Raw genomic sequence first — 24,711 nt, 5'->3', positions numbered from 1 at the left:
CGGTGGCGTGGATGCCGTTGAGCGGGCCCTTGCATTTACGCCGGTCGAAGCTCGCCATGTGGCCACTCGACAGCGGCGTCCACACCACGCGCCGCGATCGATGTCCATGCCGCGCGGGCCGAATCCAGGCAGCGGCGGCTCGAAGACTTCCGCCAGCGCCGTCCATCCTTGCGCTTTCATCTCGTCGCCCGTTTCCTCGAACACCTTTCGGTTCAGCCAACCGATCGCGCCACTCTGCGGCCCTCCAGCGCTGGTCCATAGGGTGTTGTTGGCGTCTTCGGCGAACACGATATGGTGAGTGGAAAAGCAGGTGCCGATCAGCGTGATCTTGCCTGTCTTCGGGTCGTACATCGACAAATGCCGGTTGGACGTTTCCATGGGCGTGAGCTTCGCTGAAGGGTGGTCCTAACCTTTACGGCACTCGGGCGGATTTTCCGCCGTGCGCACGCGCTAGGTGAACCACACCCGCCCGTTCTCGTCGAACATCGGGTTGTGCATGCTGGTCTGGCTGTCCCAGATGGGATCGGGGCCCAAGTACGGCGAAGGCTGCATCGGGTTGCTCTTCGAGGAGCGCGTGTTAGGATCGCGCACCGGCATTCTCACCTGCGTGGCCACATGGTTCACAGGATCGAGCACCGGGAAAAGATCGGTGCTCTCTTCGGGCGCACCATAGATCAAGCCATTCGCATTGACTCTCGGATTGCGCTTGTCGGTGGAGATCTCGTCGTGCAGATAATCCTTCGGTCCTGCCCAATCCCACAGCGTGACGACGATGTTGCGTTCCACACCTTGCGGCCGAGATGGATGCGAAAAAGGCAATGCGCCCGCGGCGATGCGGTCGGTCCTGTTGGCGAAGAGCTTCAGCGCGACGCTCCGCGTCGAGCCGCACGATGGCGGCCATCATCTGGTTCATGGCCAGGCCCGACATGATGCGCCGCCCCCACGCCTGCGCCGAGGAGCCGAATTCTCCCAACTCCTTCGGAATGGTGCGAGTGGCCTTGTTGCCCAACTTGTGACACGTGTAGCAACCGTTGGTATTGACCACATCCAGACACTGGGCCTGGCTCTTGAGCTTCTCGGACATACCGTTGCCGCCCGGCCCCGTGCCCGGAAACTCGCGCTTGTTCGGAACAGTGAGCATCGAGTACCAGTAAATCGCCGGATAGTACTCAGCCGCGGCCGCTGCATTGGGCGCCACCACGGCCTTGAGGTTGACAATCTTTCCTGGTGAAGGTCTGCACCTTGGGCGAATCCACGAGCCCGTAACCGCGCACCCATACGCTGTAGGTTGCCTCTGGCAGCTCGGGCATCACATAGCGTCCTTGGTCATCGGTCACCACGATCTTCGCGAACTTCGTGGGCAGGTCCGAGGTCTCGGCGATCACCCATACACCGGCTTCCGGCCCGTTCGTGCTAGTGACCACGCCACCAAGATCCGTGGCCCCGATTCGTATCGCTGGGTCATTGCTCTGTTGAGCGTGCATCTGAGGCGCTGCCATGAACACGGCAACACCTAATGCCAGAATCGTTGCATGGATCATCTTGGCGCAATTCATGAATACTCTCTTCTTGTAAACCAGCCGCCATTTGTATTTATGTCTTACGTCAGGCATCTGCACGATTGTACTTCTCGTTCCCTGCCCGGCGCCTCTTCTTTCGGAAGACAGATCTAGGGCATTGAGGGGTTTCAGTATTGTCTGAGCGACTAGAAAGTAAAGATCTGACCCCAAACGTCCCTTGCTCGGCAGCCGGACTGAGTAGCCAGTTCTGGCTACAAATAAACAGCACGCGCTTCATGTAACGCGGCGGCGCATTACCTTTTCACGGGAGCGGAAGAGCCTGGCGGAGGGGCTCCCGTGACTCCCTTTTGATACACCTCGACTCCCGCGGGAATGGAAACCCAGGGGAGTTTCGACTGTACCCAAATATGCCTGCCGATCTCGACCCAACTAGGATCGTCGAAGGTTCCAGCCGCGATGCTTCGAATCCCCGGCCGCCGTTCGGCGATGTGAGAGATGGTGGTTCCGCATGCATGGCAGAAACTCATTCGCAGCCAACGCCCGCTTTCATCGGAACGATGTTCAACTTCCGCGAGTTTCCCTTGAAGCATCTCCACCGATTTTTCTTCAAAGGATGCAATCACCGCGAAGGCACTCGCCAGTCTGCGCTGGCAAAACTTGCAGTGGCACACAGTGGCCACCGTGGGTTTCCCGTGCACACGGTAACGTACCGCGCCGCACGCGCAACCGCCGGAATGGGTTTCATTCATCTGTGACTCCAAAATAAGGTGATGAACCACGAACAGTTCAATAGATTTCGCCCCAGACCTTTTTCAGGTAGGCCGCGTCCGCGCTGGCCCACTCCTCAAGGTTCTCGGGCACGGTGTCCGCGTAGCCAACCTGCCGGATGATGGACTCGTCGAATTCGTACTCCGTGTGGACCGAAAGCGGGCCATCATAGCGTAATGCCTTGAGGGCGAGGCCGCCGACGTTGAGGGTTCGAAAAAACTTGGAATTGAGAACGATATGCATAGCCGGAAAGTTTTTGAAGGGGTAGCCGCCTACGTGCTCCCAGGGAGATGTTCCGCATTGCGATGCAGGTCAGCAGCACCAAGCAACTCAAACGCGCGGCGGCAGGGTTACGCTGAATGTCTTTCCCCAAGCTTACTTTCGGCAATACCTACTGCGTGCTTTTGATTGCCTTCGCGTCCTTCATGTTCAAACGCTTTTTCTAGGTCATGCGCTCGAATACATGCACGAAATAGGCGCCGAGATTTTGCTCGAAGACTCTTTGCTGGGCGCGGCAAGCGCGCACAAACAGTGCCGCATGGCGCGCGGACTCGAATCCCAGTGGCCGTGCCAGTCCTCCCAGCAAAGGCACACGGGCCAGCCAAGACAACGGCCGCAATACCCAAGTGCCGATGGCGGCGATGCGGCGCGCGGATTCGTATACATGCGCTGTGGTATTGCTCTGCTCCACCACGCGCAGTGCGCTGGCCTCGGCCTGAGACCTGAAAACCCCGGGGCTGGGCGGATAGGGTAAGGTCCACCCTTCCATGACGTCTTGAATGGCTTTCCGCTGTGCTTCATTGGCGGGACGTTGCATGGAAAACCCATCGAAGATCACCATTCGCCCGCCCGGCTTCAAGATACGGCACCACTCCTGTAGCAAGCGCGAGCGTTCTTGCACCGGCGTGTGGACGATGCACTCCATGGCGAAGATGGCGTCGAAGTACCGGTCGGGAAAAGGTGTTCTCAAATAATTTCCGCAAACGAACCGCGCGTTTCCAATGTTGCGCGCACGTGCACGTTCTCGCGCGATTTCGAGTTGGCCCATCACGATGGCTAGCCCTGTTACTTGGCCGCGTGGAAATAGGGCGGCCACTTCCAGGGTGCATCCACCGATGCCGCAGCCCGCCTCGAAAATTCTCGGTGCGGGGTTCCCTTCCAAACCCAGACGCAATACCGCCTGTTTGGTGGTGGCGCGAATGCCCTCATCCAAGCTGCGCGCCGATTCCAGGTCCCAGGCGTAACTGAGATGGCCTGGGTGCTTCGACTGGGCCCAGCCAAGCAATAGGGCGGACAAAACCGACCCTGGGCTGCCCCAGAATTTGTACAGGTTGGCGCCTGTCTCGTAGTGCTCCGTTAGTGCGTTGCGCGCGGCCTGAGAGAACGCGGAGCTATAGGGGTTGTCAAGGTCGGGCTCGTTCATGGCTCGGCGTCAGTGCAAATGTTCGTCCGGAGGGGGGAGTATCTCAGGTTCAGCGTTAAGCGCCCTAATCTGGCCGGCGAGCTTTTCCATATCTACCCAGTCATCGCCTTCGCGCGGGAACCATCTCGCGCGCAGATAACCGAAGCGATCCACCAGCATTTCCACATGGTGAGGAAGCGCCGCCCGCTCCCTCGGGTTATTCAATGTTCGGGACAAGAGAAGGTAGGTACCCGACACTTCCTCGGCCCCTTGACTCATCACGGGAAGCAAATGGTCTTGCTCATGCGAACCTGGAGCCAAGGGCACCATGAGTAATTTTGCCCCAGCCGCCTCGATTGCCACTCTCGAATGACGCCACTGCGCCAAACGCTGGCTGGAATCTGGCAAAGAGAAAAACACGAGCACCACGGGCTTATCTCCACGGAACTCCTTGAGCGCCCCGTTCTCCCCGCTTTGCAGCACATAGTTGAAATCGGGGGCACCTAGCCACGGTCGCATCGAAGCGATGCGGGGGCGGATGATGCGCGCTTGAAAGCCACTGGAGAAGGCGCGAAGAAAATTAATCAGATCCCAGCGCTCGTCCTCGCTCAGGATTTCTCCGAAGCCAGGCATCTTGCCGGCAGGAATGCCGTGGGTCAGCCACCAAAACATGTCTCCCGCGGTGTGATCCGCGGTGTGGGGCGCCGTCAAATCGGCAGGCGGTCTTGGCAAGGCCGCCGCCAGCGGTCCATTGCCCTGCCCGCCTTCGCCATGACAATTGGCGCAGTGTTGCTGGAAGAGCTTCGCGCCGTTGCCGATGGAGATGCTGTGATAAGCCACGGCGCTGCCACGATAGGTATCGGGGAAAGCCTGCACCCCCAGCGGCGGCAGTGCGACCAGCAAGCCCAGCAGCAGCAAAAAACCGCTCACCAACGAGGACTGCCAGCCTTGCCGGTACGACCAAAAAAACTTGGCCACGGACGTCAATACCAGTACAGACCCCGCAATTACTTGCAGAGGGACTTGAGGCTGCGCCCACGTGACCTCCGGCGCAAAGCGAAAGCCGAAGGGCCATAAGATCTGCTCGTGCCGGGCGGGGGGAGTGCTGGATAGGATGCTTCCGATCAGAATTACTGCAAGCGCGACCAGGAACTCGGCCAGCACCAGCCACGCTCCCCAGGTAGCGATTCGCTCGGTGGCGATCTGCTCCAAGTGCCTCAACCAATGCCACCGGAGCCTCGCCGCCAGGAGCAGTGTCACCGCGATCAAGAACAGCTTGAATAGCAACCGCTGCCCGTAAGCGGTACCGAATAACGCTGGCCAAGTTGCGACGTGAGCCAGCGATAGGAAAACACCTGTACCGATAATCAGGACCATGGCCGTGGCGGCCAGGCGAGAGAACCGGCGGAACGTGAGCGCAAATTCCGAGGCATTGCCCGCGCGCATCGCCAGCGCCAAGGGAATTAGGCCGCCCCACCAGACACCGATCGCCGCGATGTGAACACCTTGTGCAACGAGGGCGGGCCACGCGGGTTCCAGCGCTGCCGCATGACCGCTCGCCGCTCCCAACGCCGTGGCTGCTCCCGCGAGGGCTACGAGGAATACCGTGGGCAGGCGGTACCAACACATCAGCCCTAGGGCCAGCATAAGGCTTTCGCGCCCCAGCCACACATATCCAAAGACGGTGTGCTGCATTACTCCCCGCCAAGCAGGGAAATCCAAGAGCGCGCCGGCGCTTCCTGTCACGAGCACAGTCTGGAATGCAAGAGAAGCGATTCCCGCGAAAATAAAGCAAAGGGCCAAGCCGGCTTCGGCAGCGCGCCGGTGCGACTGCCTTTGTGGATGAGCGCCGAGCAGCCGAAAGACCATCCACCCGGTGAGCAGGCAACCGCTTACCGTTTGGGCAAACCGCGATAGCGTGGCGAGAACTTCCATCAACCTGAGATCAGCACCGAAGCCGGCTCGAAGGACGGTTTTTTGGGCGAGGTGCGGTCCGTTACACCGAGGAGCTACGGGCGCGCACGCACGAAAAAGCGAAAACTGGATTCGGCGATATGTCCGTCCACGGAGAGCGCGCGGTATTGAACAACATATTCGCCGCCGGCCAAGGAGGGAATCTTGAGCATGAGTTGCTTGGCGTTGGATGGCGCGATCGCCGCCTTCTCCGTGGACACCAGCGTCCCCGCGCCGTCACGCAGCTCCGCGGACGAATAGGCGGGCTCCAGCTTTTCGTTGAACCAAAGCTGAATCACGGATGGAGCGCGCGTCAGGATCGCGCGCGCACTAGGATCCGATCTCACCAGTTTGGCGTGCGCCCAAGCGTGTGGCACTTGGCAGGCTAGAAAGACCATCACATAAATAAACCTCATCCCAACCGATTTCATGGCTCCGCCTTGCGTGGAATGGCTTGAAAGAAATCTACGATAGCTTGCGACTGCTCCGGCCATTTCGAATGGGTACCATCACCCTCGCAGTAGGCCGTGGGCCCGCGCGGATCGCAGCCTTGATAGACCACGCAGCCATTGGGCTGAGAGATAGTGCGATCAAGGTCGCAGCGATTGCATTGCGCCCACCACTTCGCCACCTGCGCACCACAGCCTGGAAAGAGTTTATCGCGCTTGCTGTGCAATACCATCGCCCCCTCCACAGGGCCGCGCCATTATGCCCTTATGTGCGAGATGGTACATCGTTGTTTTGCAACCCCCGTTGTCAAGCCCCCTGGCAAGTGCTTTATCATCCCCTCACCGATTCGAGAACGAACGACCATGCCTAATCCTTTGCGCGCCGCGGTGATCGGCGCCGGTTATTTGGGGAAGTTTCATGCCCGCAAGTATGCGCAGCTCCCCGGCTGCACGCTGGCCGGCGTGGTGGATGCCGACCCAGCGCGCGCCCGAGAAATCGCCGCCGAGCACAATACGCAAGCCTATACGGATTTTCGTGAATTGCTAGACCGCATCGACGTGGCCTCCATAGTCGTGCCCACCGATGCGCACTTCGCCGTCGCGCGGGCCTGCCTAGAGGCGGGTGTGCACATCCTCGTGGAGAAACCCGTCACGCGAACCCTGGAAGAGGCGCGCACCCTCGTGGCCCTCGCCCAGGACAAGGGCCTGGTATTTCAGGTGGGGCATCTGGAGCGCTTCAATCCGGCGATACAAGCGGTGCGCGAGCAAATCTTTCAGCCGCTCTTTATCGAATCCGAGCGCCTTGCCGTGTTCAAGCCCAGGGGTACGGACGTCAACGTGGTGCTCGATTTGATGATCCACGACATCGACTTGATTCTGAGCATCGTGAAGAGCGACGTGACCGAGGTGCGGTCCAGTGGTTTCAAGGTGCTCACGCCCGCGGTGGACATCGCCACGGCGCGCATCGAGTTCGCCAATGGCTGCGTCGCGAACGTATCCTCCAGCCGCGTCAGCCAGCAATCGGTAAGGAAATTACGCATCTTTCAACCGGACAGCTATCTTTCCATCGACTGCGAGAACTTTCATGTGCGCAGCGTGCGCAAGGCTCCAGGAGAGGCTGGTGATGTCATCCCACGCGTCCAGCAAGAAGAGCAGCGCTTCGAAAAAGCCGATCCTCTGCTCGCGGAGATCGAATCGTTTTTGAACGCTGTCACATCCGAAACCGAGCCCTTGGTCAGCGGCAACGACGGCAGGCGCGCTCTGGAGGTGGCGCTCAAGGTGTGCGGCCAGATGAATTTGAGTTTGAACGCGCTGGGCGGGACGAGCGAACCATTCGCGTAGCTCATAAACTTGCAGCCTGCGCTCATCCACGAATTAACATCAAAGGAGCATCGTATGCGTATCTATGTCATCGGTTCAGGAGCCATGGGCGGTTTTTATGGCGGCCTGTTGTTTCGCGCGGGTTACGACGTCACGCTCATCGATAACCGGGAAGCCCACGTCGCGCTGATCCAGCGCGAGGGCTTGAAGGTCGGGGGCGTGCGGGGCGATCACACTGTGCGAGTACCGGCCCACACCAGCGCCGAGGGATTACCCCCGTGCGATCTCGCCATCATCTTCACCGATACCAACGCGACCCAGGAAGCCGCCCGCACGGCAGCTCGCATACTCAAGCCAGAGGGCTTCGTCCTCACTTTGCAGAACGGTATCGGCAACGTGGAAATTCTCGTGGAGACCCTAGGGAAGGAACGCGTGTGCGCGGGCGTGACGATGAACAGCGGCGCCCATCCCGAACTCGGCCGGGTGGTGTACACCAACGCGGCCATGACCTCCCTGGGCGAACTGGACGGACGGATGACTCCTCGTATCAAAGCCGTGGCGGACATGCTGAACAAGGCGCAGATCCCCACCGAGGTCATTACCGATCCCATGGCGCAGATCTGGACCAAGTTCGTGCTCAATTGCGCGCTCAACGCGCTCACCGCCCTCACGGGGCTACGCGCGGGAGAGATTTACCGCACACCGGAAGTACTTGAGTTGCTGGGAAAGGTGGTGGACGAGATCCTCCTCGTGGTGGCGCGCAAGGGGATAAAATTGCTGGAATCCGATCCCAGGAAGAAGATCATCAAACACTGCCGCCTGCGCTACAACAAGCCTTCCATGATGCAGCACATCGAGCAAGGCCGGCGTACAGAGATCGATTCCATCAATGGCGCGTTGGTGCGCGAGGGCAAGGCGCTTGGCTTGGCGCTCCCACACAACGAAACCATCGTTGCCTTGATCAAGGGTTTGGAGAAGAGCCGCCGGCAACTTTTGCATGAGCCCCCGCGCGATTACGCCCAGTTGGAGCTGGACGCGCAGGCCGAGCCGCATCCTTGAACTGACAGGCTTGAACGGGAGAAATCATGAGCGATTGGAGAGAAGTCAAGACATGGTCGCGCGAGGACATGCTCAAACGCGTGGCGCGTTTCAAGGATTTGCGCGGTTCCGATGGTGGCTTGCCGGATAGCAAAGTACCCGAATGCCATCGCACGCTTTACAACGTCATCGGCTTTCAGCCACCCCAGGATAGGCGCAACGAAGCGACCACTTCGCCCGTGGGCGACGACGCCTCGGCCATGGCGGCCATTCGCATCTCCGAAGGTTTCAATCTCGGCTACTGCCGCGCCAAACCCGGCAAGGGGCCGCTCATGCACAACCACGACAGCAACGAAACCTTCATCGCCATGACGGGCCGCTGGCGCTGCGAGTGGAACGAGGGCGCGGATAGGCAGTTCATCGACCTCGAGCCGCTCGACGTCATCTCTTTTCCCGTGGGCGTCGCGCGCCGCTTCATGAACGTCACCTTTGATGAACCCGGACAGGAGCACATTTTGATGTTTGTCATCGGCGGCAACGAGCCCCAAGCCGAATTCACGCCCGAGGCAATGCGGCGGTGCGAGGCTTTGCAGAAGGAGAACGCGGAATAGGCGCTTATGCGAGGCGCGAATTTACCTCGCCACCCAGGTAGACCACCACCTCGACATTCCATGAAAGTATGATAATCATACTTTCATGGAAAAACCATTTCTCCCTCGCGCGGCGGTGCCTGCTATCGAGCGGGCGTTGGATACCGCACCCGTGGTCGTCGTACTGGGCGCGCGCAAAACCGGCAAGACGACCTTGATCCGCTCCTTGCCTAGGCTCCAGCAGCGGCCCTACCTAACGCTGGACGATTTCGATCTTAGATCGCTCGCGCAGGCAGACCCCGAAGCCTTGGTTGCGCGCGCGCCGGCCTTGGTCCTGGACGAGGTCCAACGCGCTAAAGACTTGCTCATCGCCATCAAGCGCGCCGTGGACAACGATCGCAACCGAACGCCTGGGCGCTTCGTGCTGACGGGCTCCGCGAACTTACTGATGATGGAGAGCATTGGTGAGACGCTCGCCGGGCGCGCTGTTTACGTTGCGCTCAGACCTCTAACCAGGCAAGAACGCCTGGGTGCCGGGCGCACCGGGCTTTGGACCGAGCTTGTAACCGGGTGTAAATGGCGCGATGTGCTCGATCCCCAGGTGCTTGAGCGCGCGTCCCACTTCGGTCAAGCGGTGCTTGTCCACCTTGCCTCCCGCCTCGGGCGTGAGAAAGTAATGGCTGCCCCGGTCGGTGTACAAACTGGAAAACAGGCCATAACGCATGATCGTCTGTCCCAACTCGTGAAAGCTCGACACCGTACCCTCCTGCTCGCAGAAGAACATGCTGGTGTGCTCCCCCGTGGCATCGTCCATGGTCACCACCAGATCCCAAACCTTGCCCGCCACCCAGCGGTGCGTGCTCGCGTCCTGGTGCACCATCATCCCAGGAAGCGGCGCGCGCTCGCGTTTGATCCGGTGCTTGCCCCCGCGCTTGGCCGTCTTCACCACGCCCGCCTTCTGCAAGACGCATTTCGTCCAGCTGTAGCTGCGCGTGCCCTTGAACTCCGTCTTGTACTTGCTGTGAAAGTGCGCCACGTTCCAGCCCGCAAAGCCGCTCTTATAGCTCTGAACCACTTGCTCCACTTCCCCCTGGCTAGCCTGGCGCTTGGAAATCTGGCTCAACCGCTTGTCGAGCAGTCCCTCCAACCCATCGGCTTGGTAGCGCTCCACGTGGCGCCGAAAACTACGCTCGCACTGCCCCAACAACAGCCCCGCCTCCGCTTGCGTCAAGCGCCCCTTCGTCCATCCCTCGTAGGCCTCTTCGAATCTCATCTGCCGGTGCTCCTGCATATAGCGAGTCCGGTTCTTGGGGGCCTCTTGCATCCCTCCTCCACAAACCGGACAGATTACTTGCTATAAACCGGACAACTAATTTACTCCCGACATCCAGGAGCCAGATCCTTGGAACATCAAGGAGCGCTGATATAATTCGCACCCTGGTTTCCGCCTTTCCTCTCTCCTAAATCCCCGTAATGAATAGCCCGCGCTTGGACCAAGCGGAACTTCGCTTTGGTATGTCGTTTCAGGAAATTTATTCTCAGGCTGGGCTTGGTAAGCTCGACCAGAAATTTCTCGCCTTTCTGCGCGACGAAGATACCGGACTGCACGAGCAGTTGGTCACCGCCCGCGGCGCTCCGGATGCGCCTGCAAAAAAACAGGAATCCGAGCAGTTGGTGGCGCTGGCGCCCCATGTGGAGCGTTTCGTCACGGCCTTGTTCGGAATCGAAGAAGAAGTGGCGGCTTTACGCCAGCAACATCTGGATCTCGCGCCCCTTTACGACTGCAAGCGGCACTTCGTGCAGCGGCGTGCCGCTACCCGCATCAAACCCGCGGATGCTGCTCTATTCGATGGTGCGGCCCTGCGCCAGCAGATGACAAGCGCTTTGGGCGGGGATATCACCGAGATCGCTTTCGCGCGCGCGGTGACAAGCTGGCTGCGAGATGAATCCGCTCACGCCGCGCAACTCGATCTCGCACTGCGCTACGCCGCCTGGGCATTACACACGGAGGCCGGGCGCCGGCAGCACGAAGCCGGCGTCTTGTTCAAGGTTCCGCTCAAGACCGATCCCATGCACCTGGTGCATCACAGCGAGACCAGGGTAGACAAGGACGTAACGACTTATCGCATTCGCCCGGCCCGTCTTCGCCGGCGCGAGGGCTTCGCCTTGACCGATGCGGGCACGGATCTAACGGGCGCTCTTAACGAAACCAATTACTGCATTTGGTGCCACGCCCAAGGCAAGGATTCCTGCTCGACAGGTCTGCGCGAAAAACCCGCGGCAGCCGCGCCGCAAAAAATCGAGTTCAAGAAGAGTCCTTTCTCCGTGACTCTCGCGGGCTGCCCGCTGGAGGAGAAAATCTCCGAGTTCCATAAGGTCAAGACCGAGGGCTTCGCCATCGGCGCTCTGGCGGTCATCACGGTGGACAATCCCATGGTGGCAGCCACTGGCCACCGCATCTGCAACGATTGCATGAAGGCCTGCATCTACCAGAAGCAAGAGCCCGTGAACATTCCGCAGGCGGAAACGCGCACGCTGAAAGATGTGCTGGAGTTACCTTGGGGATTCGAGATTTATTCACTGCTCACGCGCTGGAACCCCCTCAACATTCGCCGCCCCTTTCCGCTGAAGGCAACCGGTCGCAAAGTGTTGGTGGCCGGCATGGGCCCGGCCGGGTTCAGCCTCGCGCACAATCTAATGAACGACGGGCACTGCGTAGCGGGCATCGACGGCCTGAAGATCGAACCCTTGCCGGAGCATCTTTCTGGCGTGCGCGCGGATGGTTCGCGTGTGCCCTTCAAACCCATACGCGACGTTTCGGCTCTCTACGAGAAACTGGACGAGCGCATCATGGCCGGCTTTGGAGGTGTGGCCGAATACGGCATCACGGTGCGCTGGAATAAGAACTTCCTCAAAATTTTGCGGCTGTTGCTGGAGCGGCGCGAGGAGTTCGCGCTCTTCGGCGGCATTCGCTTCGGCGGCACGCTCACCGCGCACGACGCCTTCGCCCTGGGCTTCGATCACATTGCCTTGTGCATGGGGGCGGGCAAACCCACCACCTTGGATATTCCAAACGGACTGGCGCGAGGCGTGCGCACGGCCTCGGATTTCTTGATGGCACTGCAATTGACTGGTGCCGCCAAGGCGGACTCCATTGCGAACATGCAAGTACGGCTCCCCGTCGTGGTGATCGGAGGCGGGTTGACGGCCATCGACACGGCCACGGAATCCCTTGCCTACTATGTGGTGCAGGTGGAGAAATTCCTGCAGCGTTACGAAGGTTTGAGCGAGACCATCGGCGAGGACGCCGTGCGCGACCGCTGGGATCCCGAGGAGCGCGAGATCGCCGAGGAGTTTCTACATCACGCGCGCGAAATTCGCCATGAGCGTCTCAATGCCCAGCGCGAAGGCCGCGAGGCACGCGTGCTGGAGTTGCTGCAACACTGGGGCGGTGTCACCATCGCTTACCGGCGCCGCTTGATGGACAGCCCCTCCTACACGCTCAACCACGAGGAAGTGGAGAAGGCTCTGGAAGAAGGCGCGGTGTTCGCCGAATGCTTGAATCCCGCTTCCATCGAGACGGACGAATACGGCGCGGTGAAAGGCATTCATTTTCAGCGCCAGCGTTTGGGAGACGATGGCAAGTGGCACGGCGAAGGCGATTACCTCTTAGCCGCGCACACGATTTTCGTCGCGGCCGGCACCCAGCCCAACACAGTGCTTTCGCGCGAGCATCCGGATTCATTCCAAGTCGACGGCAAATACTTCCGCGCCTGCGATGAATACGGCAAGCCCGTCAAACCGCAATTCTCCATCTCCAAACCCGAGCGCGCCGACGTGCTGCTCTCGCGTCTTGAGGACGGCCGTTTCATCTCCTTCTTCGGCGATCTGCACCCGTCCTTCTTCGGCAACGTGGTGAAGGCCCTGGGGTCGGCGAAACAGGGTTCCCCCGTGGTGAGCCGGGTGCTCGCCCAGCGCGCGCCTGCTTCGGCGGTGCCGGTACAAGCCTTCTTCGATGAATTGAACGGGCAATTACGCGCCACGGTTCACGCCATCCATCGTTTGACGCCCACCATCGTGGAAGTCGTGGTCAAGGCACCGCGGGCAGCGCGCCAGTTTCAACCAGGGCAGTTCTACCGCCTGCAAAATTTCGAATCCCTAGCGCCCAACAAACACGGCACGCGCCTCGCCATGGAAGGCCTGGCGCTGACCGGCGCGTGGGTGGACCGCGAGCGCGGCTTAGTCTCCACCATCGTTCTGGAGATGGGCGGCTCCTCGGATCTTTGCGCGCAATTGAAACCGGGTGAACCCGTCATCCTCATGGGGCCCACCGGCACGCCCACGGAGATTCATCCCAACGAGACGGTGATACTCGTGGGCGGAGGCCTGGGTAACGCCGTGTTGTTCTCCATCGGGCAAGCCTTCCGCGCCGCCGGGTCGAAGGTGCTCTACTTCGCTGGCTACAAAAAAATCATCGACCGCTACAAGGCGGAAGAGATCGAAGCCGCCGCCGATGTGGTGGTATGGTGCAGCGACGAGCAACCTGGGTTCAAACCCACTCGCTCGCAAGACCTTTCCTTCGTCGGCAACATCGTGCAAGCCATGGACGCCTACGCCGCCGGACTCTTGGGCCCCACCTCTATTCCCATGCGAGAAGGCCACCGCATCATCGCCATCGGTTCGGACCGCATGATGGCCGCCGTGGGACGCGCGCGCCACGAAGTGCTGGAACCCCACTTGAATCCCCATCATTTCGCCATCGGCTCCATCAACTCTCCCATGCAGTGCATGATGAAGGAGATCTGCGCGCAATGCCTGCAACCGCAGCGCGATCCGGCGACGGGGAAGGTCACCTACGTATTCTCCTGCTTCAACCAGGACCAGCCGTTGGATAACGTGGATTTCCACGCACTATCCGAGCGTTTGAAACAAAACTCCCTGCAGGAGAAATTGACGGCGCAGTGGATACGCCAATGCCTTACAGCGGCGCCGATGAAGAGTTGACCGCCAAGGCGCAAGCCATCGACGCCCTCCTCCCCCAGACTCAATGCGGGAAGTGCGGATTCAGCGGATGCATGCCCTACGCGCAAGCCATGGCGGCGGGCACCTCGCCCATCAACCGCTGCCCGCCCGGCGGCGCCGCGGGAATCGCGAAACTCGCCGCGCTATTACAAGTAGAGCCGATACCTCTTGACACCACTTGCGGCGAAGAACGGCCCCCCGTCCTCGCCTTGATAGACGAAGCCCGTTGCATCGGTTGCACGCTGTGCATCAACGCATGCCCGGTGGATGCCATCGTGGGCGCGCCCAAGAAAATGCACACAGTGCTATTGGCCCATTGCACGGGATGCGAGTTATGTCTTCCCCCTTGTCCCGTGGATTGCATCGGCCTGGTGAGTGTCGAGACACTGGCGAACAAGGGCGTGAGTGGCGCACTCTTGCGCGAGGGACTTCCTAGTGCCGCTGCCGCGGAAGACTCCCGGCGGCGCTACCTCGCCCGGCAATCTCGGTTAGAGCGTCTCAAGGAGGGATCTTGGGACGCCGAGCCGAGGACCGATGACGCTAAGCAGCTGAAACGCGCGGCAGTGGCTCAGGCGATGGAGCGCGCCCGAGCGCGCCGGGGACCTGGAAGTACATAGACCAAGTGCTACGTTGCTAGACGTGACCCCGAACCGCTAGCGGAAATTCAACTCACCGGTGCAAGCGAACCGTCCCCACCCGCTGATCCTCGAAATAGAAGTCCCCTTCTTCGACCGCCTTGTTCACAACATAAACCACTTGGAAAATTCCGCCCGCCTTGGGGATCAGAGGAACCTGGGTAAAGCCTTGTGGTGTTGTCACATCATGCAACACGGTATCGCCGGCTACGCCGATGTTGAGCGACAACGCGAATATGACTGCATTGACCTGCGCTCCCCTTGGGACAAACCGCATCTTGTTCGGATGAAGACTGGCGTTTCCGCTCAAACTCCTCGCCTGTACCCTTAGCGACGCGAAGCTCTCTTCGGGGGAATCGATGGAGACGATATTCTCCCAGTCGTCCCCAAGATTCACGACGGTGATGGCCACCGTATCGGTAAGTGTTCCTTCCGGACTTACCGTGATTTGCACATCGTTTTGGGCCGCGCTTGCGAGCGACAACATCCACAGCGCACACATCGCGATCAACTGGCTTCTTCGGGTTCCTTGCACCATACGCTCCACTATTATTCGCCATCTTTCGGCGGGGCTAGGCTGAGAGGGGGCGCCCCAGCGGGCAAAATCGGAAGGTAGTATTCGTTTCGCCAAAAAAGCCAGGCTTCGCTCCTCCGTGGGGCCACCCACGCGACTACATGTCCATCGCCTGCGCCACTTCGATTGTGCCACCCACTTTCAGGATTGGTCAGCCCTTCGCTTTCATGTGCGCGTCCGCGAGGCTCGATGCTTCGATCAAACTGTAACCGCTCGCCGGATTAGCACCGCCGCCGCTAACGAGGGAGCCGTCTGGATTGACCGTGCTCGACGGGCCAATGGGGTTTCCGCCGTCGATCACCGCCGCCTCCATGGAGCCGAACCAGGCGCCCCACGCGTTCATGACACTCTTTGCCTCCTCCGGGCTCGAAAGGATGTTTCCCGCCGTGATACACGAATAAATACTTGGCCATTGCAATCTCTCCTTTTTCGTGAATGAATGGGCACCCCTTGGCACCCGACTTGGAGAGTATCCACATTGAATTCCCTCCACAACGGCGAAACCGTCGATAATTGCGGCGTTGGAATGTGGGAACCTCACGAATGGACATTCGTTCTTTCGGCCAGGACAACGGGCTTGCGCAAACGCTCGCAAGTCTCTCCAAGCTCGGGGTTGTTCCCCGCATTGCGGCTCCGCTCGAAAGGCAGGCCGGCGATATCGCCCGGGGTTTGCGCGAGACGATTCTCGCCGAGATCCCCGCCTTCACCGCATCGGGCAACCCCGATGTGTTGCCTGACCTCGGCCGGCACGCGGGAGAACACATCGCGGAGTTGCAAAGACTGCTCGGAGGCGGAGATATTCGAGACTTCGAGTTCGTCAGGGCGCATGCCCGCCGCCGGGCCAGCCAGCGTTTTCCGCTGGAGGCGGCGCTGCACGCCTATCGCTGCGGGCACAAAGTTCTTTCGCAGTGGATCCGCGAGGCGGCGCTCACGGCAAATCCGCGAAACCGCGAGAAGGTTTTATCCGCCGTCGCGGCGTTCTCGCTCGAATATACGGACACGATCAGCATTATCGCGGCCGCCGATTACGTGGCACGGACCCGCGTCCTCGCCGAGGCGGAGGGCGACCGCCGCACCGAATTGCTGAACATCCTCGTGAGCGGTTACGACGAATCCGACGGGCGCGTCGCGCGGCTCTTGAAGCGTGCCGGTTACCTCGAACAAAGGCAGAGCTTCTGCGTCGCGCTCGCGCAGTCGGTTGACCCGCTCGAAATGGAAAATCCCACGCGTGCACAGCGCATCGCCGAGGCGGTGAGCCAGGCGGTCGCACCGATCCCGGTTCGGGCACTTGCCGGTATTCGCGGTAATGTCGTCACCGCCGTATTCTCCGGCGCGCGGCGCGCGTCAGGCTGGACGGCACCGCAGGCGAATCTCGCCAGCCGGATCCAGCCGCGCTTGCTCGAACTTGGCCCCGCGGTTCTGATCGGCATGAGTAGCGACCAGCCGTCGACTTCTTTCATACCGAGAGGACTGCACGAAGCAACGGTGGCGCTGGATTTCGCCAACGTGACCGAGCGAGTGGTGCAGTTCTCGGCGTTGCCGGTTCGGCGGCTGCTCATCCACCGAGGAGCAGACTACGTGCAGTCCGCGATGCCGGTCTGGTTTCCCGGATTTCGCGACGCCAGCACGAAGTCGCAAGGTTCTCTGGTCAAGACGCTACGCGCGCTCGCCGATGCCGACATGAATATGCAACGGGCCGCGCGCGAACTTCATGTCCATCCGAACACGATTTACGCGCGGCTCCAGCGCATCAGCGATCTCACCGGACTCGATGCCCAGCGCTATCACCAACTCACGGATCTGCTGCTTGCAGCCGATTGCGGCCGGGCTTGATCAGCCCTAACCGCGAGCCCCTGCCCTCCATGACACCACTGCCGTCATCCCGAGCGCCCTTTGCGCTCTGGCCTAGAATCCGGCTGGCAATCATCTCCCAAGGAAAGAAGATGGCGGAAGAGAAAATTCTTAGCGGCAAGGTAGTGCTCGTCACGGGCGCTGGACGTGGCATCGGGCGCGATATCGCACTTTTGGCGGGGGCCCAGGGCGCCAAAGTAGTGGTGAACGATCTTGGCGGCGCGGTGGATGGTGAAGGTGGCGGCAGCGTTGGCCCAGCCCAAGAGGTGGCGGATGAAATTAAAGCGGCAGGCGGCGAGGCCGTGGCCAACACCGATAGCGTGACGGATGCGACGGCCGCCGAACGCATGGTACGGCAGGCAGTGGAATCCTTCGGCAAGATCGACGGCGTCGTGAACAACGCGGGCATCTTGCGCGACCGTATCTTCCATCGCATGAGCACGCTCGACTGGGAGCAAGTGATCGGCGTGCACTTGATGGGGAGCTTCTACGTGGCGAAAGCCGCCGCGCAATATTTTCGCGAACAACAGTCGGGCGCCTTTGTGCACTTCACGTCAACTTCGGGCCTGGTGGGAAATGTCGGGCAGGCAAACTATTCCGCCGCCAAGATGGGAATCGTGGGATTGTCGAAGTCCATCGCGCTCGACATGCAGCGCTACAACGTGCGCTCGAATTGCGTGTCGCCCTTTGCCTGGAGCCGCATGATCGGCACGATTCCCACCGAGACCGATGCCCAGAAGACCCGCGTCGAGAGGTTGAAGTTGATGACCACGGCGAAGATCGCGCCGATGGTGGTCTATTTACTCTCGGACGAGGCCGGTGGCGTGAATGGCCAGATCTTCGGTGTGAGAATGAACGAGATCTTCCTCATGAGCCAGCCCCGCCCCATCCGCTCCGTGCAACGCTCGGAGGGGTGGACGCCGCAAAGCATCGCGCAACACGCCATCCCCGCCATGCGGAAGCACTTCTTTCCCCTGGAGGTGTCGGCGGATGTGTTCTCGTGGGATCCGGTCTAGGGGCTGCAATCCCGCGAGGCTTCAACGGGATCGCCGTCTGCGCGTTACCGCTGCAGCGCCTATCGCAAGCAACACCAGCGCCGCGGAATGTGGCTCCGGGACAAAAGCAGCAACATCTCCCGGGCGCAAAGCGACGGCATGGAACGGGGTACCCTTGTCATTGACGCGCTGGCCACCCTCCAACGCGATGGTAAGGAAGAACCACGCATTATCAAAGTCCGGCTCGTACTCCGTGATGGACCAGTAGCCACTCCGCTGCACGTTGGTGAAGAGTGCAAGGTTGGCCTTCTGTTCGTCAGTGTCCCCGGTTTGATTCAGGACCGACTCGCGCGCCTTGGTGCCCAGTTCGGTAACGAACAAGTGACTTAACTCACCGCCAGAGCAATCGAAGCCGAGGTGCTGTAGCGGAAAACCGCCGCCTGGATCGAAGGCACGGTTGCATGTCTCGTCTGCCGGATTGAGGGCTGGCAGCCGCCAGTCGTCGAATCCGCCGTAGACCAGGTTGAATGCCCAGCGAGCGGCCTGGGCCCAGCCCATTCGGCCACCCTCGAAACCTGAGGAACCGTTTGACTCGTCGTATTGCGTCTTGGCGCAGTTCATGTCCGCGAGCCAGGTGACGTTCAGTGTGGTGTCGTAGATCATGCCACCGCCCCGGTCGATCAGCGCCGCTTGTGCGGATGGTGCCGCAGGCCACGCGACCAACACCACGAGAGCGAAAGTCAGGCTGCGGAACGCGCTCGCCAGAAACCGCCGGGGCCGTGAGTTGGCGTGAAGGCTCCTGTCATCTTTTTCGTAATGATCAAGCCAAGCCGTAGCTGCAGCACCTCGCAATTTCGGCCTCACGGCTCGCACGCCCAAGAAGTTACCGGCATTTGGCTTCTTCATTTCTTTCCTAGTTATTTTATTTGTTTGGACGATAGGCAAGAACCCATCCCATCATTTTTCCACCTTAAAAGCAGTATCTTATGGATTCGGTCCCAACGAGCCCCGGCAAACCGTAAAGTTTTTCGATATGTATATTCCTACAGTCAAAAGAACCGCTTGCTCAAAGTAAAGACGTAAACGACCACCTATCAAGCGGCCGGGCGCCAGCCGGGCCAGACTTACTTTTGAAACCAGGAAGGCATCGGTGTTTCCCGGACCCAATTCATGCGCGTGCCCAGCTCCTGTTACTGTTACGCCCCATGCTGAGACTGACCGAAATAAAACTGCCGATCGACCATGCCGAGGGTGCCGTCGAAGCCGCCGTTCTGAAGCGACTCCATATCGGAAAGGAAGAGCTTGTTCGCTTCACGGTGTTTCGGCGGGCAGTCGATGCGAGGAAGCGCTCCGCGATTCTCCTGGTCTACACGGTGGACGCGGAGGTCTCGGACGAGCCGGGGGTATTCGAACGGCTCGGCGTAAAGGCGCATGCCGAGATGACGCCGGACATGGAATACCGCTTCGTCGCACGTGCGCCACAATCCCTCAAGACGCGCCCGGTGGTGATCGGCACCGGGCCGTGCGGGCTGTTTGCCGGGCTCATCCTCGCCCAGATGGGATTCCGGCCGATTCTTCTCGAACGCGGCAAGGCGGTGCGCGAAAGAACGCAGGACGCCTGGGGCCTGTGGCGCAAGTCGGTCTTGAACCCGGAATCGAACGTCCAGTTCGGCGAAGGCGGAGCGGGGACGTTCTCGGACGGCAAACTCTACAGCCAGATCAAGGATACGAAGCACTACGGCCGCAAGGTTCTGGACGAGTTCGTGAAAGCCGGGGCACCGGAGGAGATCCTGTATGTGAGCAAGCCTCACATCGGGACCTTCCGCCTCGTCGGAATAGTGGAGAAAATGCGCGAGACGATCGAGTCTCTGGGTGGCGAGTTCCGCTTCCGCAGCAAGGTGGTGCACATCGAGATCGGCCGCGGTGCCGGCGGCAGCGGCGCGCGCGGGCAGGTGCTCGGCGTGACGCTGGAGAACGGCGATACGATCGGCAGCAAACACGTCGTGCTCGCCATCGGCCACAGTGCGCGCGACACTTTCAAGATGCTGCAGGATTGCGGCGTGTTCATCGAGGCCAAGCCGTTCTCCATCGGGTTGCGCATCGAGCACCCGCAATCGCTGATCGATGCCAGCCGCCACGGAAGGTGCGCGGGCAACGCGATCCTCGGTGCGGCGGATTACAAACTCGTGCATCACGCCACGAACGGCCGCTCGGTATACAGCTTCTGCATGTGTCCCGGCGGCACCGTGGTGGCGGCCACCTCCGAACCCGGGCGTGTGGTCACCAATGGCATGAGCCAGTATTCGCGCAACGAACGCAATGCCAACGCGGGCATCGTGGTCGGCATCACGCCGAACGACTATCCCGGTGGGCCGCTGGGCGGGGTCGGTTTCCAGCGAGCGTGGGAGTCGCGGGCATTCCTCCTCGGCGGCGGCGAGTACAAGGCGCCGGTGCAGCGGGTCGGCGATTTTCTCGCTGGGCGCCCATCGTCCAAGCTCGGTGAAGTCATTCCCTCGTACACGCCAGGCGTGACGCCGGCCGACCTGAGTTCCGCGCTGCCGGGCTACGCCATCAGGGCCATTCGCGAGGCGCTCCCAGCCTTCGACCGGCAAATCCGCGGATTCGCGATGGACGATGCGGTACTCACGGGTGTCGAGACGCGTACGTCCTCACCGATCCGTATTCGGCGCCGCGATGATTACCAGAGCGTCAATACCGGGGGGCTCTACCCGGCCGGAGAAGGGGCCAGCTACGCGGGAGGGATTTTCTCGGCGGCGGTGGACGGCATCGAAGTCGCAGAAGCCGTCGCGCAGAGTATCGCCACCGGAGAAAATTAAATGAAACAACCAGTCCGAACCGGCTTCCTGGTTTTCATTCCCCTAGCGGGATTCTCCGTGCCAGCGGCGATGCTTGAAATTTTTCCTCCTTGAACAACGCCATCCGCAGCGAAATGTTCCGCCGGTTTCGGGATCTGCTGCCGAATCCCGCGACGGAACTTGCCTACCGCTCGCCGTTTCAGTTGTTGGTGGCGGTCGTGCTCTCGGCGCAGGCGACGGATAAGAGCGTCAACAAGGCCACCGTGAGTTTGTTCGAAGTGGCGCCTACGCCGCAGGCCATGGTGCGCTTAGGGGAGAATGGCGTGATGGAACACATCAAATCCATCGGCCTGTTTCGTACCAAGGCCAAGAACGTGGTGGCCTTGAGCCGGTTGCTGTTGGAACACCATGGCGGCGAAGTGCCACAGTCGCGAGAGGCGCTGGAAGCGCTACCCGGCGTGGGGCGAAAGACCGCCAATGTGATACTCAACACCGCCTTTGGCCAGCCCACCATCGCCGTGGACACTCACATTTTTCGCGTTTGCAACCGCACCGGCATCGCACCGGGCAAGGACGTCGTGGCGGTGGAAAAGCGCCTGATGCGCCTGGTGCCGCCCGAATACCGGTTGAATGCCCACCATTGGCTGATACTGCACGGACGCTATGTATGCAAGGCCAGGACTCCCGAGTGTCAGCGCTGCCCCATCGCGGACCTGTGCGAATTCAAACGCAAGACGCGGGCGCAGGCCTAATGTTCAATCCGACCTCCGCTCAGGTACGGCAATTTTTTATCGATGCGTGGAACGGCTACCGAGCAGGTAGCGCTCTCGAAGGCGCCAGCAAGATCGCCGCGCAGGTGATGACGCGGCACCCCGAGTATCACAAGTTGCTCGAAGAATCCGAACCGGCGCTACACGCCGAATTTTCTCCGGACCAAGGACGGATCAATCCCTTTTTGCACCTGAGCCTGCACCTGGCGGTGGAGGAACATCTCGCCATCGGCCAACCGGCCGGCATTCGGGGGCACTACCTGGCGCTGTTGCGAAAGTTAGGCAACGAGCACGATGCCCAGCACGAGGTGCTGGAGTGCCTGGGCGAAACGCTGTGGAAATCCCAGAGGGCAGGCCAGCCTCCCGATGCGCGGGAGTATCTGGACTGCCTCGCGCGGAAAACCGCTTAGTACTTGGCGCGCAGCCCGCTTTGCTTGGAAAAGTAGAGCGCGAGGTTCTTGATTTCGGCCTTCGTCAGGGGCTGCACCATGGGGGCCATCATGGGATTTTGGCGCTCTCCCTTCTTGTACTGGTTAATAGCCGCGACGAGATACTCGTAATGCTGCCCCGCGAGAATCGGAGTATCCGGGGTAATGGGTTTATTGCCTTCTGGCCCGTGGCACATTCCGCATACTTCCGTTGCTTTTTTCTTGCCGGCATCATAGTCCGCGGCCTGCGCGCCGAAGCTACCTGCCGCCAAGGCCATCGCCAGTAATGTGATTTTGGTCATGGGTCTTTCCATTGTCGTTACGCAGCGTTCAATTGGCGGCGTAGTAAGCGCCCAAATCGGCCATGTCCTGCTCGCTCAGGCTCGAGGCGACCCCAACCATGGAAGGATGCTTGCGCGCGCCGCTCTGGTAATCCTTGAGCGCCTTCACCAAATAGGCCGCGGTCTGGCCACCCATCCTGGGGGCGGGATAGACCTTGGGGTAAGCGGTGCGATAGCCATCGATGCCGTGGCAACCTTCGCACATTTGGGTCTTTTTCCTTGCGGCCGCCGCATCGCCTTGCGCATAGAGCGGGAAGGCCATGGCGAATCCAGCGATCAGAACTGCGAGTATCCGGGCCGTCATGTGGATATCGTTTCTAGATTGAGGTGGTGAGTCGGGGAGCAGCCGCCCCAGGGAATAGGACCTTGGGCAAAAAATCGGGGCGCACTTTAATGGATCGCCCCTTTTAGGTCAATGGCATGGCGGCCGAAGTCATGAACCTGGCGATGGGGCGCCCGGTACGATCTCCACGGACTGCTCCCAGCTTCTATCGTAGGTGTCTTCGATCCAGGCCTTCAACTGCGCGGGAGCGCCCTTGGGCACGATGTTGAAGCGAAAGCTCGGGTTGTCGCTCAGGGAAAAATCCACCTCCGCCTCCAGCACGATCTTGCCGCCGTAGGTGACCTTCACGTTGCGCACGAATTCCGGGGTCTTGTTGCCGTCGAAATCCATGGCGAAGGCGGACTCCTGCGGGTGCCGGATCATGAGCTGCACCAGATTCGGCTCGTTGTCCTTGATGTGATCGTCTTCGAACTTGAACTTCATCTTGCCAAGCAAGCTGGGCGGCACGAAGAACTTGGACATGGGCGCGGAGCACCCCCCCGCCGCTTTCACCCAGCGGCTATCCATCCACAGCTTGCCGTCGTTGGTCTCCGCGATGGCCCGGATATGGCTGTAATCTTCGAAACGCAGGCGCGTCTCCAATTGCACGCGGCCGCTGTCCGGCGTGAAGTGGTAGATGCCGGCCGAGGGCCCGGGATTGCGTTCGATGATAAGGTAGACCGACTTGATGTAACGCTCCGGCGTCTGGTCGATCTGCCCCTTGACCGCGATGGGTACGGTGGAAGCGTCGGCGGCACGCAAGGCAAGATAGAGCCGGATGACGCCTTTTCCGTCGAGAATTTCGCGGTCACCAAAGGTTATTTTCCGGATCGTGTCCCAATACTGGCTATTGTCGGGATCGGGCTCCGCCTTTTCGTTGGCGAGACCAGCAACCGGCAGCATTACAGCCAAAAACAACACATACTTCAAGAATCTCGGCATTAAGCGCTCCTTCCTAGGATGAAATCGATTATAGACACGATTGGCCGGTTGGCCGCGGTGCTGGCGTCGCTGGTTACGAGCACGACCGCCCTCGCCTTGGAACCCGTGCAGGTGGCGCCTGACGTTTATGCCTTCCCTGGCGACAACTCGGAAGTGAGCCAATTCGGCCACGCCGCCAATTCCGGTTTTATCGTCGGGCCACATGCCGTCGTGGTCATCGACACGGGCGGCTCCTACGCCCACGGCCGGGCCATGCTGGCCGCCATCGCAACGGTAACGAGAAGGCCCGTGGGCCTGGTGATTATCACCCACGCGGTTCAGGACTTCGTGTTTGGCGCCGCCGCCTTCACCGAGCTTGGCATACCGCTACTCGCCCATCGTAAGACGGACGAACTCATGAGCGCGCGCTGTGAGCATTGCCTCGCCAATCTGCGCAAGGCGCTGGGAGAGGCGCCGATGCTGGGTACGCGCTTGGTGCTCCCCAACCAATTGGTGGATCACGGCACGCGCATCGATGGGGGCGGGAGACCCATCGAACTCCTGCACTTCGGTTGGGCGAGCACACCAGGCGATCTCGCCGTCTACGATCCGCGCTCGGGCATTCTCTTCGCCGGGGGCATCGTCATGGGATCGCGCATCCCAGAGTTACGCGATGGCGAATTCAACGGCTGGCTGGCGGCGATCGCATCGCTCTTCGCGCTCAAACCCGCAAAGGTAATCCCCGCCTACGGCCCCATTCTCCACGCGCGAGACATGGGCAAGACGGCGGACTACCTGCGCGATCTCGATGCCAAGGTCAGGGGGATGTACACGGCGGGCCGCGGGCTCATGGAGGCCATGGACGAGGCCGTCATGGAGCGATACGCTTCATGGTCGCAGTATCCCGATTTGCACCGGCGCAACGTGCTGCGGCGTTACCTGCAGTTGGAAGTCGAGGATCTGGAGCGCTGATCCAAGGGCCGCTCCCCTATAATC

Annotated in this window: 24 protein-coding genes and 3 pseudogenes; 12 read left to right on the top strand and 15 right to left on the bottom strand. The window is 60.6% G+C overall.

What is annotated here, in order from left to right; all coding sequences use genetic code 11:
- The 8 genes from EXR36_04420 to EXR36_04385 all read right to left on the bottom strand — a co-directional run.
- On the bottom strand, positions 1-378 hold a 378-nt coding region (locus tag EXR36_04420; protein MSQ58890.1), incomplete at its 3' end, for a hypothetical protein.
- A gap of 72 nt (positions 379-450) precedes the next feature.
- Positions 451-786 carry a hypothetical protein gene (locus EXR36_04415; GenBank protein MSQ58889.1) on the bottom strand — a complete coding sequence of 112 codons (336 nt, stop codon included), beginning with the start codon at positions 784-786 and terminating at the stop codon, positions 451-453.
- Between the two features lie 383 nt (positions 787-1,169).
- Entirely contained in the window at positions 1,170-1,613 is a 444-nt protein-coding gene (locus EXR36_04410; protein MSQ58888.1) for a carboxypeptidase regulatory-like domain-containing protein, read from the bottom strand.
- 200 nt (positions 1,614-1,813) lie between these two features.
- Entirely contained in the window at positions 1,814-2,269 is a 456-nt protein-coding gene (locus EXR36_04405; protein ID MSQ58887.1) for a GFA family protein, read from the bottom strand.
- Between the two features lie 37 nt (positions 2,270-2,306).
- Positions 2,307-2,531: a hypothetical protein gene (locus EXR36_04400; GenBank protein ID MSQ58886.1), complete on the bottom strand. Its 225-nt coding sequence runs from the start codon at positions 2,529-2,531 to the stop codon at positions 2,307-2,309.
- Positions 2,532-2,730: 199 nt separating this feature from the next.
- Positions 2,731-3,711 (bottom strand): class I SAM-dependent methyltransferase, encoded by a 981-nt coding sequence (locus EXR36_04395; GenBank protein ID MSQ58885.1) that lies wholly within the window; start codon positions 3,709-3,711, stop codon positions 2,731-2,733.
- Positions 3,712-3,720: 9 nt separating this feature from the next.
- On the bottom strand, positions 3,721-5,625 hold the full coding sequence (locus tag EXR36_04390; GenBank protein ID MSQ58884.1) for a c-type cytochrome: 1,905 nt from the start codon (positions 5,623-5,625) through the stop codon (positions 3,721-3,723).
- A 74-nt stretch (positions 5,626-5,699) separates the two neighbouring features.
- Positions 5,700-6,137, bottom strand: a complete 438-nt coding sequence (locus EXR36_04385; GenBank protein ID MSQ58883.1) for a copper resistance protein CopC — start codon at positions 6,135-6,137, stop codon at positions 5,700-5,702.
- Positions 6,138-6,455: 318 nt separating this feature from the next.
- On the opposite strand from EXR36_04385, the gene EXR36_04380 reads away from it, so the two are divergent.
- From EXR36_04380 to EXR36_04365, 4 genes and pseudogenes are all read left to right on the top strand, one after another.
- Positions 6,456-7,433, top strand: coding sequence for a Gfo/Idh/MocA family oxidoreductase (locus EXR36_04380; protein MSQ58882.1), 978 nt, complete (start codon positions 6,456-6,458; stop codon positions 7,431-7,433).
- A gap of 54 nt (positions 7,434-7,487) precedes the next feature.
- Complete coding sequence (locus EXR36_04375; GenBank protein ID MSQ58881.1) at positions 7,488-8,471, top strand: ketopantoate reductase family protein; 984 nt, start codon at positions 7,488-7,490, stop codon at positions 8,469-8,471.
- Between the two features lie 26 nt (positions 8,472-8,497).
- On the top strand, positions 8,498-9,061 hold the full coding sequence (locus EXR36_04370; protein ID MSQ58880.1) for a cupin domain-containing protein: 564 nt from the start codon (positions 8,498-8,500) through the stop codon (positions 9,059-9,061).
- Positions 9,062-9,146: 85 nt separating this feature from the next.
- A pseudogene (locus EXR36_04365) lies at positions 9,147-9,605 on the top strand (ATP-binding protein).
- Between the two features lie 492 nt (positions 9,606-10,097).
- Here EXR36_04365 and EXR36_04360 read toward each other — a convergent pair.
- A pseudogene (locus tag EXR36_04360) lies at positions 10,098-10,364 on the bottom strand (hypothetical protein).
- Positions 10,365-10,513: 149 nt separating this feature from the next.
- Here EXR36_04360 and EXR36_04355 point away from each other — a divergent pair.
- Positions 10,514-14,044 carry a pyridine nucleotide-disulfide oxidoreductase gene (locus EXR36_04355; GenBank protein ID MSQ58879.1) on the top strand — a complete coding sequence of 1,177 codons (3,531 nt, stop codon included), beginning with the start codon at positions 10,514-10,516 and terminating at the stop codon, positions 14,042-14,044.
- Entirely contained in the window at positions 14,014-14,679 is a 666-nt protein-coding gene (locus EXR36_04350) for an RnfABCDGE type electron transport complex subunit B (GenBank protein ID MSQ58878.1), read from the top strand. Before EXR36_04355 ends, EXR36_04350 begins: the two co-directional genes overlap by 31 nt.
- A gap of 52 nt (positions 14,680-14,731) precedes the next feature.
- On the opposite strand, the gene EXR36_04345 is transcribed toward EXR36_04350, so the two are convergent.
- Positions 14,732-15,235, bottom strand: a complete 504-nt coding sequence (locus EXR36_04345; GenBank protein ID MSQ58877.1) for a hypothetical protein — start codon at positions 15,233-15,235, stop codon at positions 14,732-14,734.
- A 187-nt stretch (positions 15,236-15,422) separates the two neighbouring features.
- Positions 15,423-15,684: pseudogene (locus EXR36_04340) on the bottom strand (hypothetical protein).
- Positions 15,685-15,814: 130 nt separating this feature from the next.
- Between EXR36_04340 and EXR36_04335 the strand changes: the two are divergent.
- Both EXR36_04335 and EXR36_04330 read left to right on the top strand, forming a co-directional pair.
- Positions 15,815-17,104 (top strand): PucR family transcriptional regulator, encoded by a 1,290-nt coding sequence (locus EXR36_04335; protein ID MSQ58876.1) that lies wholly within the window; start codon positions 15,815-15,817, stop codon positions 17,102-17,104.
- Positions 17,105-17,214: 110 nt separating this feature from the next.
- Complete coding sequence (locus EXR36_04330) at positions 17,215-18,138, top strand: SDR family oxidoreductase (GenBank protein ID MSQ58875.1); 924 nt, start codon at positions 17,215-17,217, stop codon at positions 18,136-18,138.
- Between the two features lie 21 nt (positions 18,139-18,159).
- Here EXR36_04330 and EXR36_04325 read toward each other — a convergent pair whose 3' ends face one another.
- On the bottom strand, positions 18,160-19,023 hold the full coding sequence (locus EXR36_04325) for a DUF1566 domain-containing protein (GenBank protein ID MSQ58874.1): 864 nt from the start codon (positions 19,021-19,023) through the stop codon (positions 18,160-18,162).
- Positions 19,024-19,322: 299 nt separating this feature from the next.
- Between EXR36_04325 and EXR36_04320 the strand changes: the two genes are divergently transcribed.
- From EXR36_04320 to EXR36_04310, 3 genes are all read left to right on the top strand, one after another.
- Positions 19,323-20,954, top strand: coding sequence for an NAD(P)/FAD-dependent oxidoreductase (locus tag EXR36_04320; protein ID MSQ58873.1), 1,632 nt, complete (start codon positions 19,323-19,325; stop codon positions 20,952-20,954).
- Positions 20,955-21,043: 89 nt separating this feature from the next.
- On the top strand, positions 21,044-21,685 hold the full coding sequence (gene nth / locus EXR36_04315; GenBank protein ID MSQ58872.1) for an endonuclease III: 642 nt from the start codon (positions 21,044-21,046) through the stop codon (positions 21,683-21,685).
- Entirely contained in the window at positions 21,685-22,113 is a 429-nt protein-coding gene (locus EXR36_04310; GenBank protein MSQ58871.1) for a DUF1841 family protein, read from the top strand. The genes nth and EXR36_04310 overlap by 1 nt, the downstream gene beginning before the upstream one ends.
- On the opposite strand, the gene EXR36_04305 is transcribed toward EXR36_04310, so the two are convergent.
- The 3 genes from EXR36_04305 to EXR36_04295 all read right to left on the bottom strand — a co-directional run bounded on the left by EXR36_04305 (position 22,110) and on the right by EXR36_04295 (position 23,940).
- Entirely contained in the window at positions 22,110-22,433 is a 324-nt protein-coding gene (locus EXR36_04305) for a cytochrome c (protein ID MSQ58870.1), read from the bottom strand. The two genes, EXR36_04310 and EXR36_04305, sit on opposite strands and share 4 nt — an antisense overlap.
- A 28-nt stretch (positions 22,434-22,461) precedes the next feature.
- Positions 22,462-22,776: a cytochrome c gene (locus EXR36_04300; GenBank protein ID MSQ58869.1), complete on the bottom strand. Its 315-nt coding sequence runs from the start codon at positions 22,774-22,776 to the stop codon at positions 22,462-22,464.
- Between the two features lie 129 nt (positions 22,777-22,905).
- On the bottom strand, positions 22,906-23,940 hold the full coding sequence (locus EXR36_04295) for a quinoprotein dehydrogenase-associated SoxYZ-like carrier (GenBank protein ID MSQ58868.1): 1,035 nt from the start codon (positions 23,938-23,940) through the stop codon (positions 22,906-22,908).
- On the opposite strand from EXR36_04295, the gene EXR36_04290 reads away from it, so the two are divergent.
- Positions 23,755-24,687: an MBL fold metallo-hydrolase gene (locus EXR36_04290; protein MSQ58867.1), complete on the top strand. Its 933-nt coding sequence runs from the start codon at positions 23,755-23,757 to the stop codon at positions 24,685-24,687. The two genes, EXR36_04295 and EXR36_04290, sit on opposite strands and share 186 nt — an antisense overlap.
- The last annotated feature ends 24 nt before the right edge of the window (positions 24,688-24,711 follow it).

This window comes from Betaproteobacteria bacterium (genome assembly GCA_009693245.1).
Classification (GTDB): Bacteria; Pseudomonadota; Gammaproteobacteria; order Burkholderiales; family SHXO01; genus SHXO01.
This window is presented reverse-complemented; position numbering and strand designations above follow the sequence as displayed.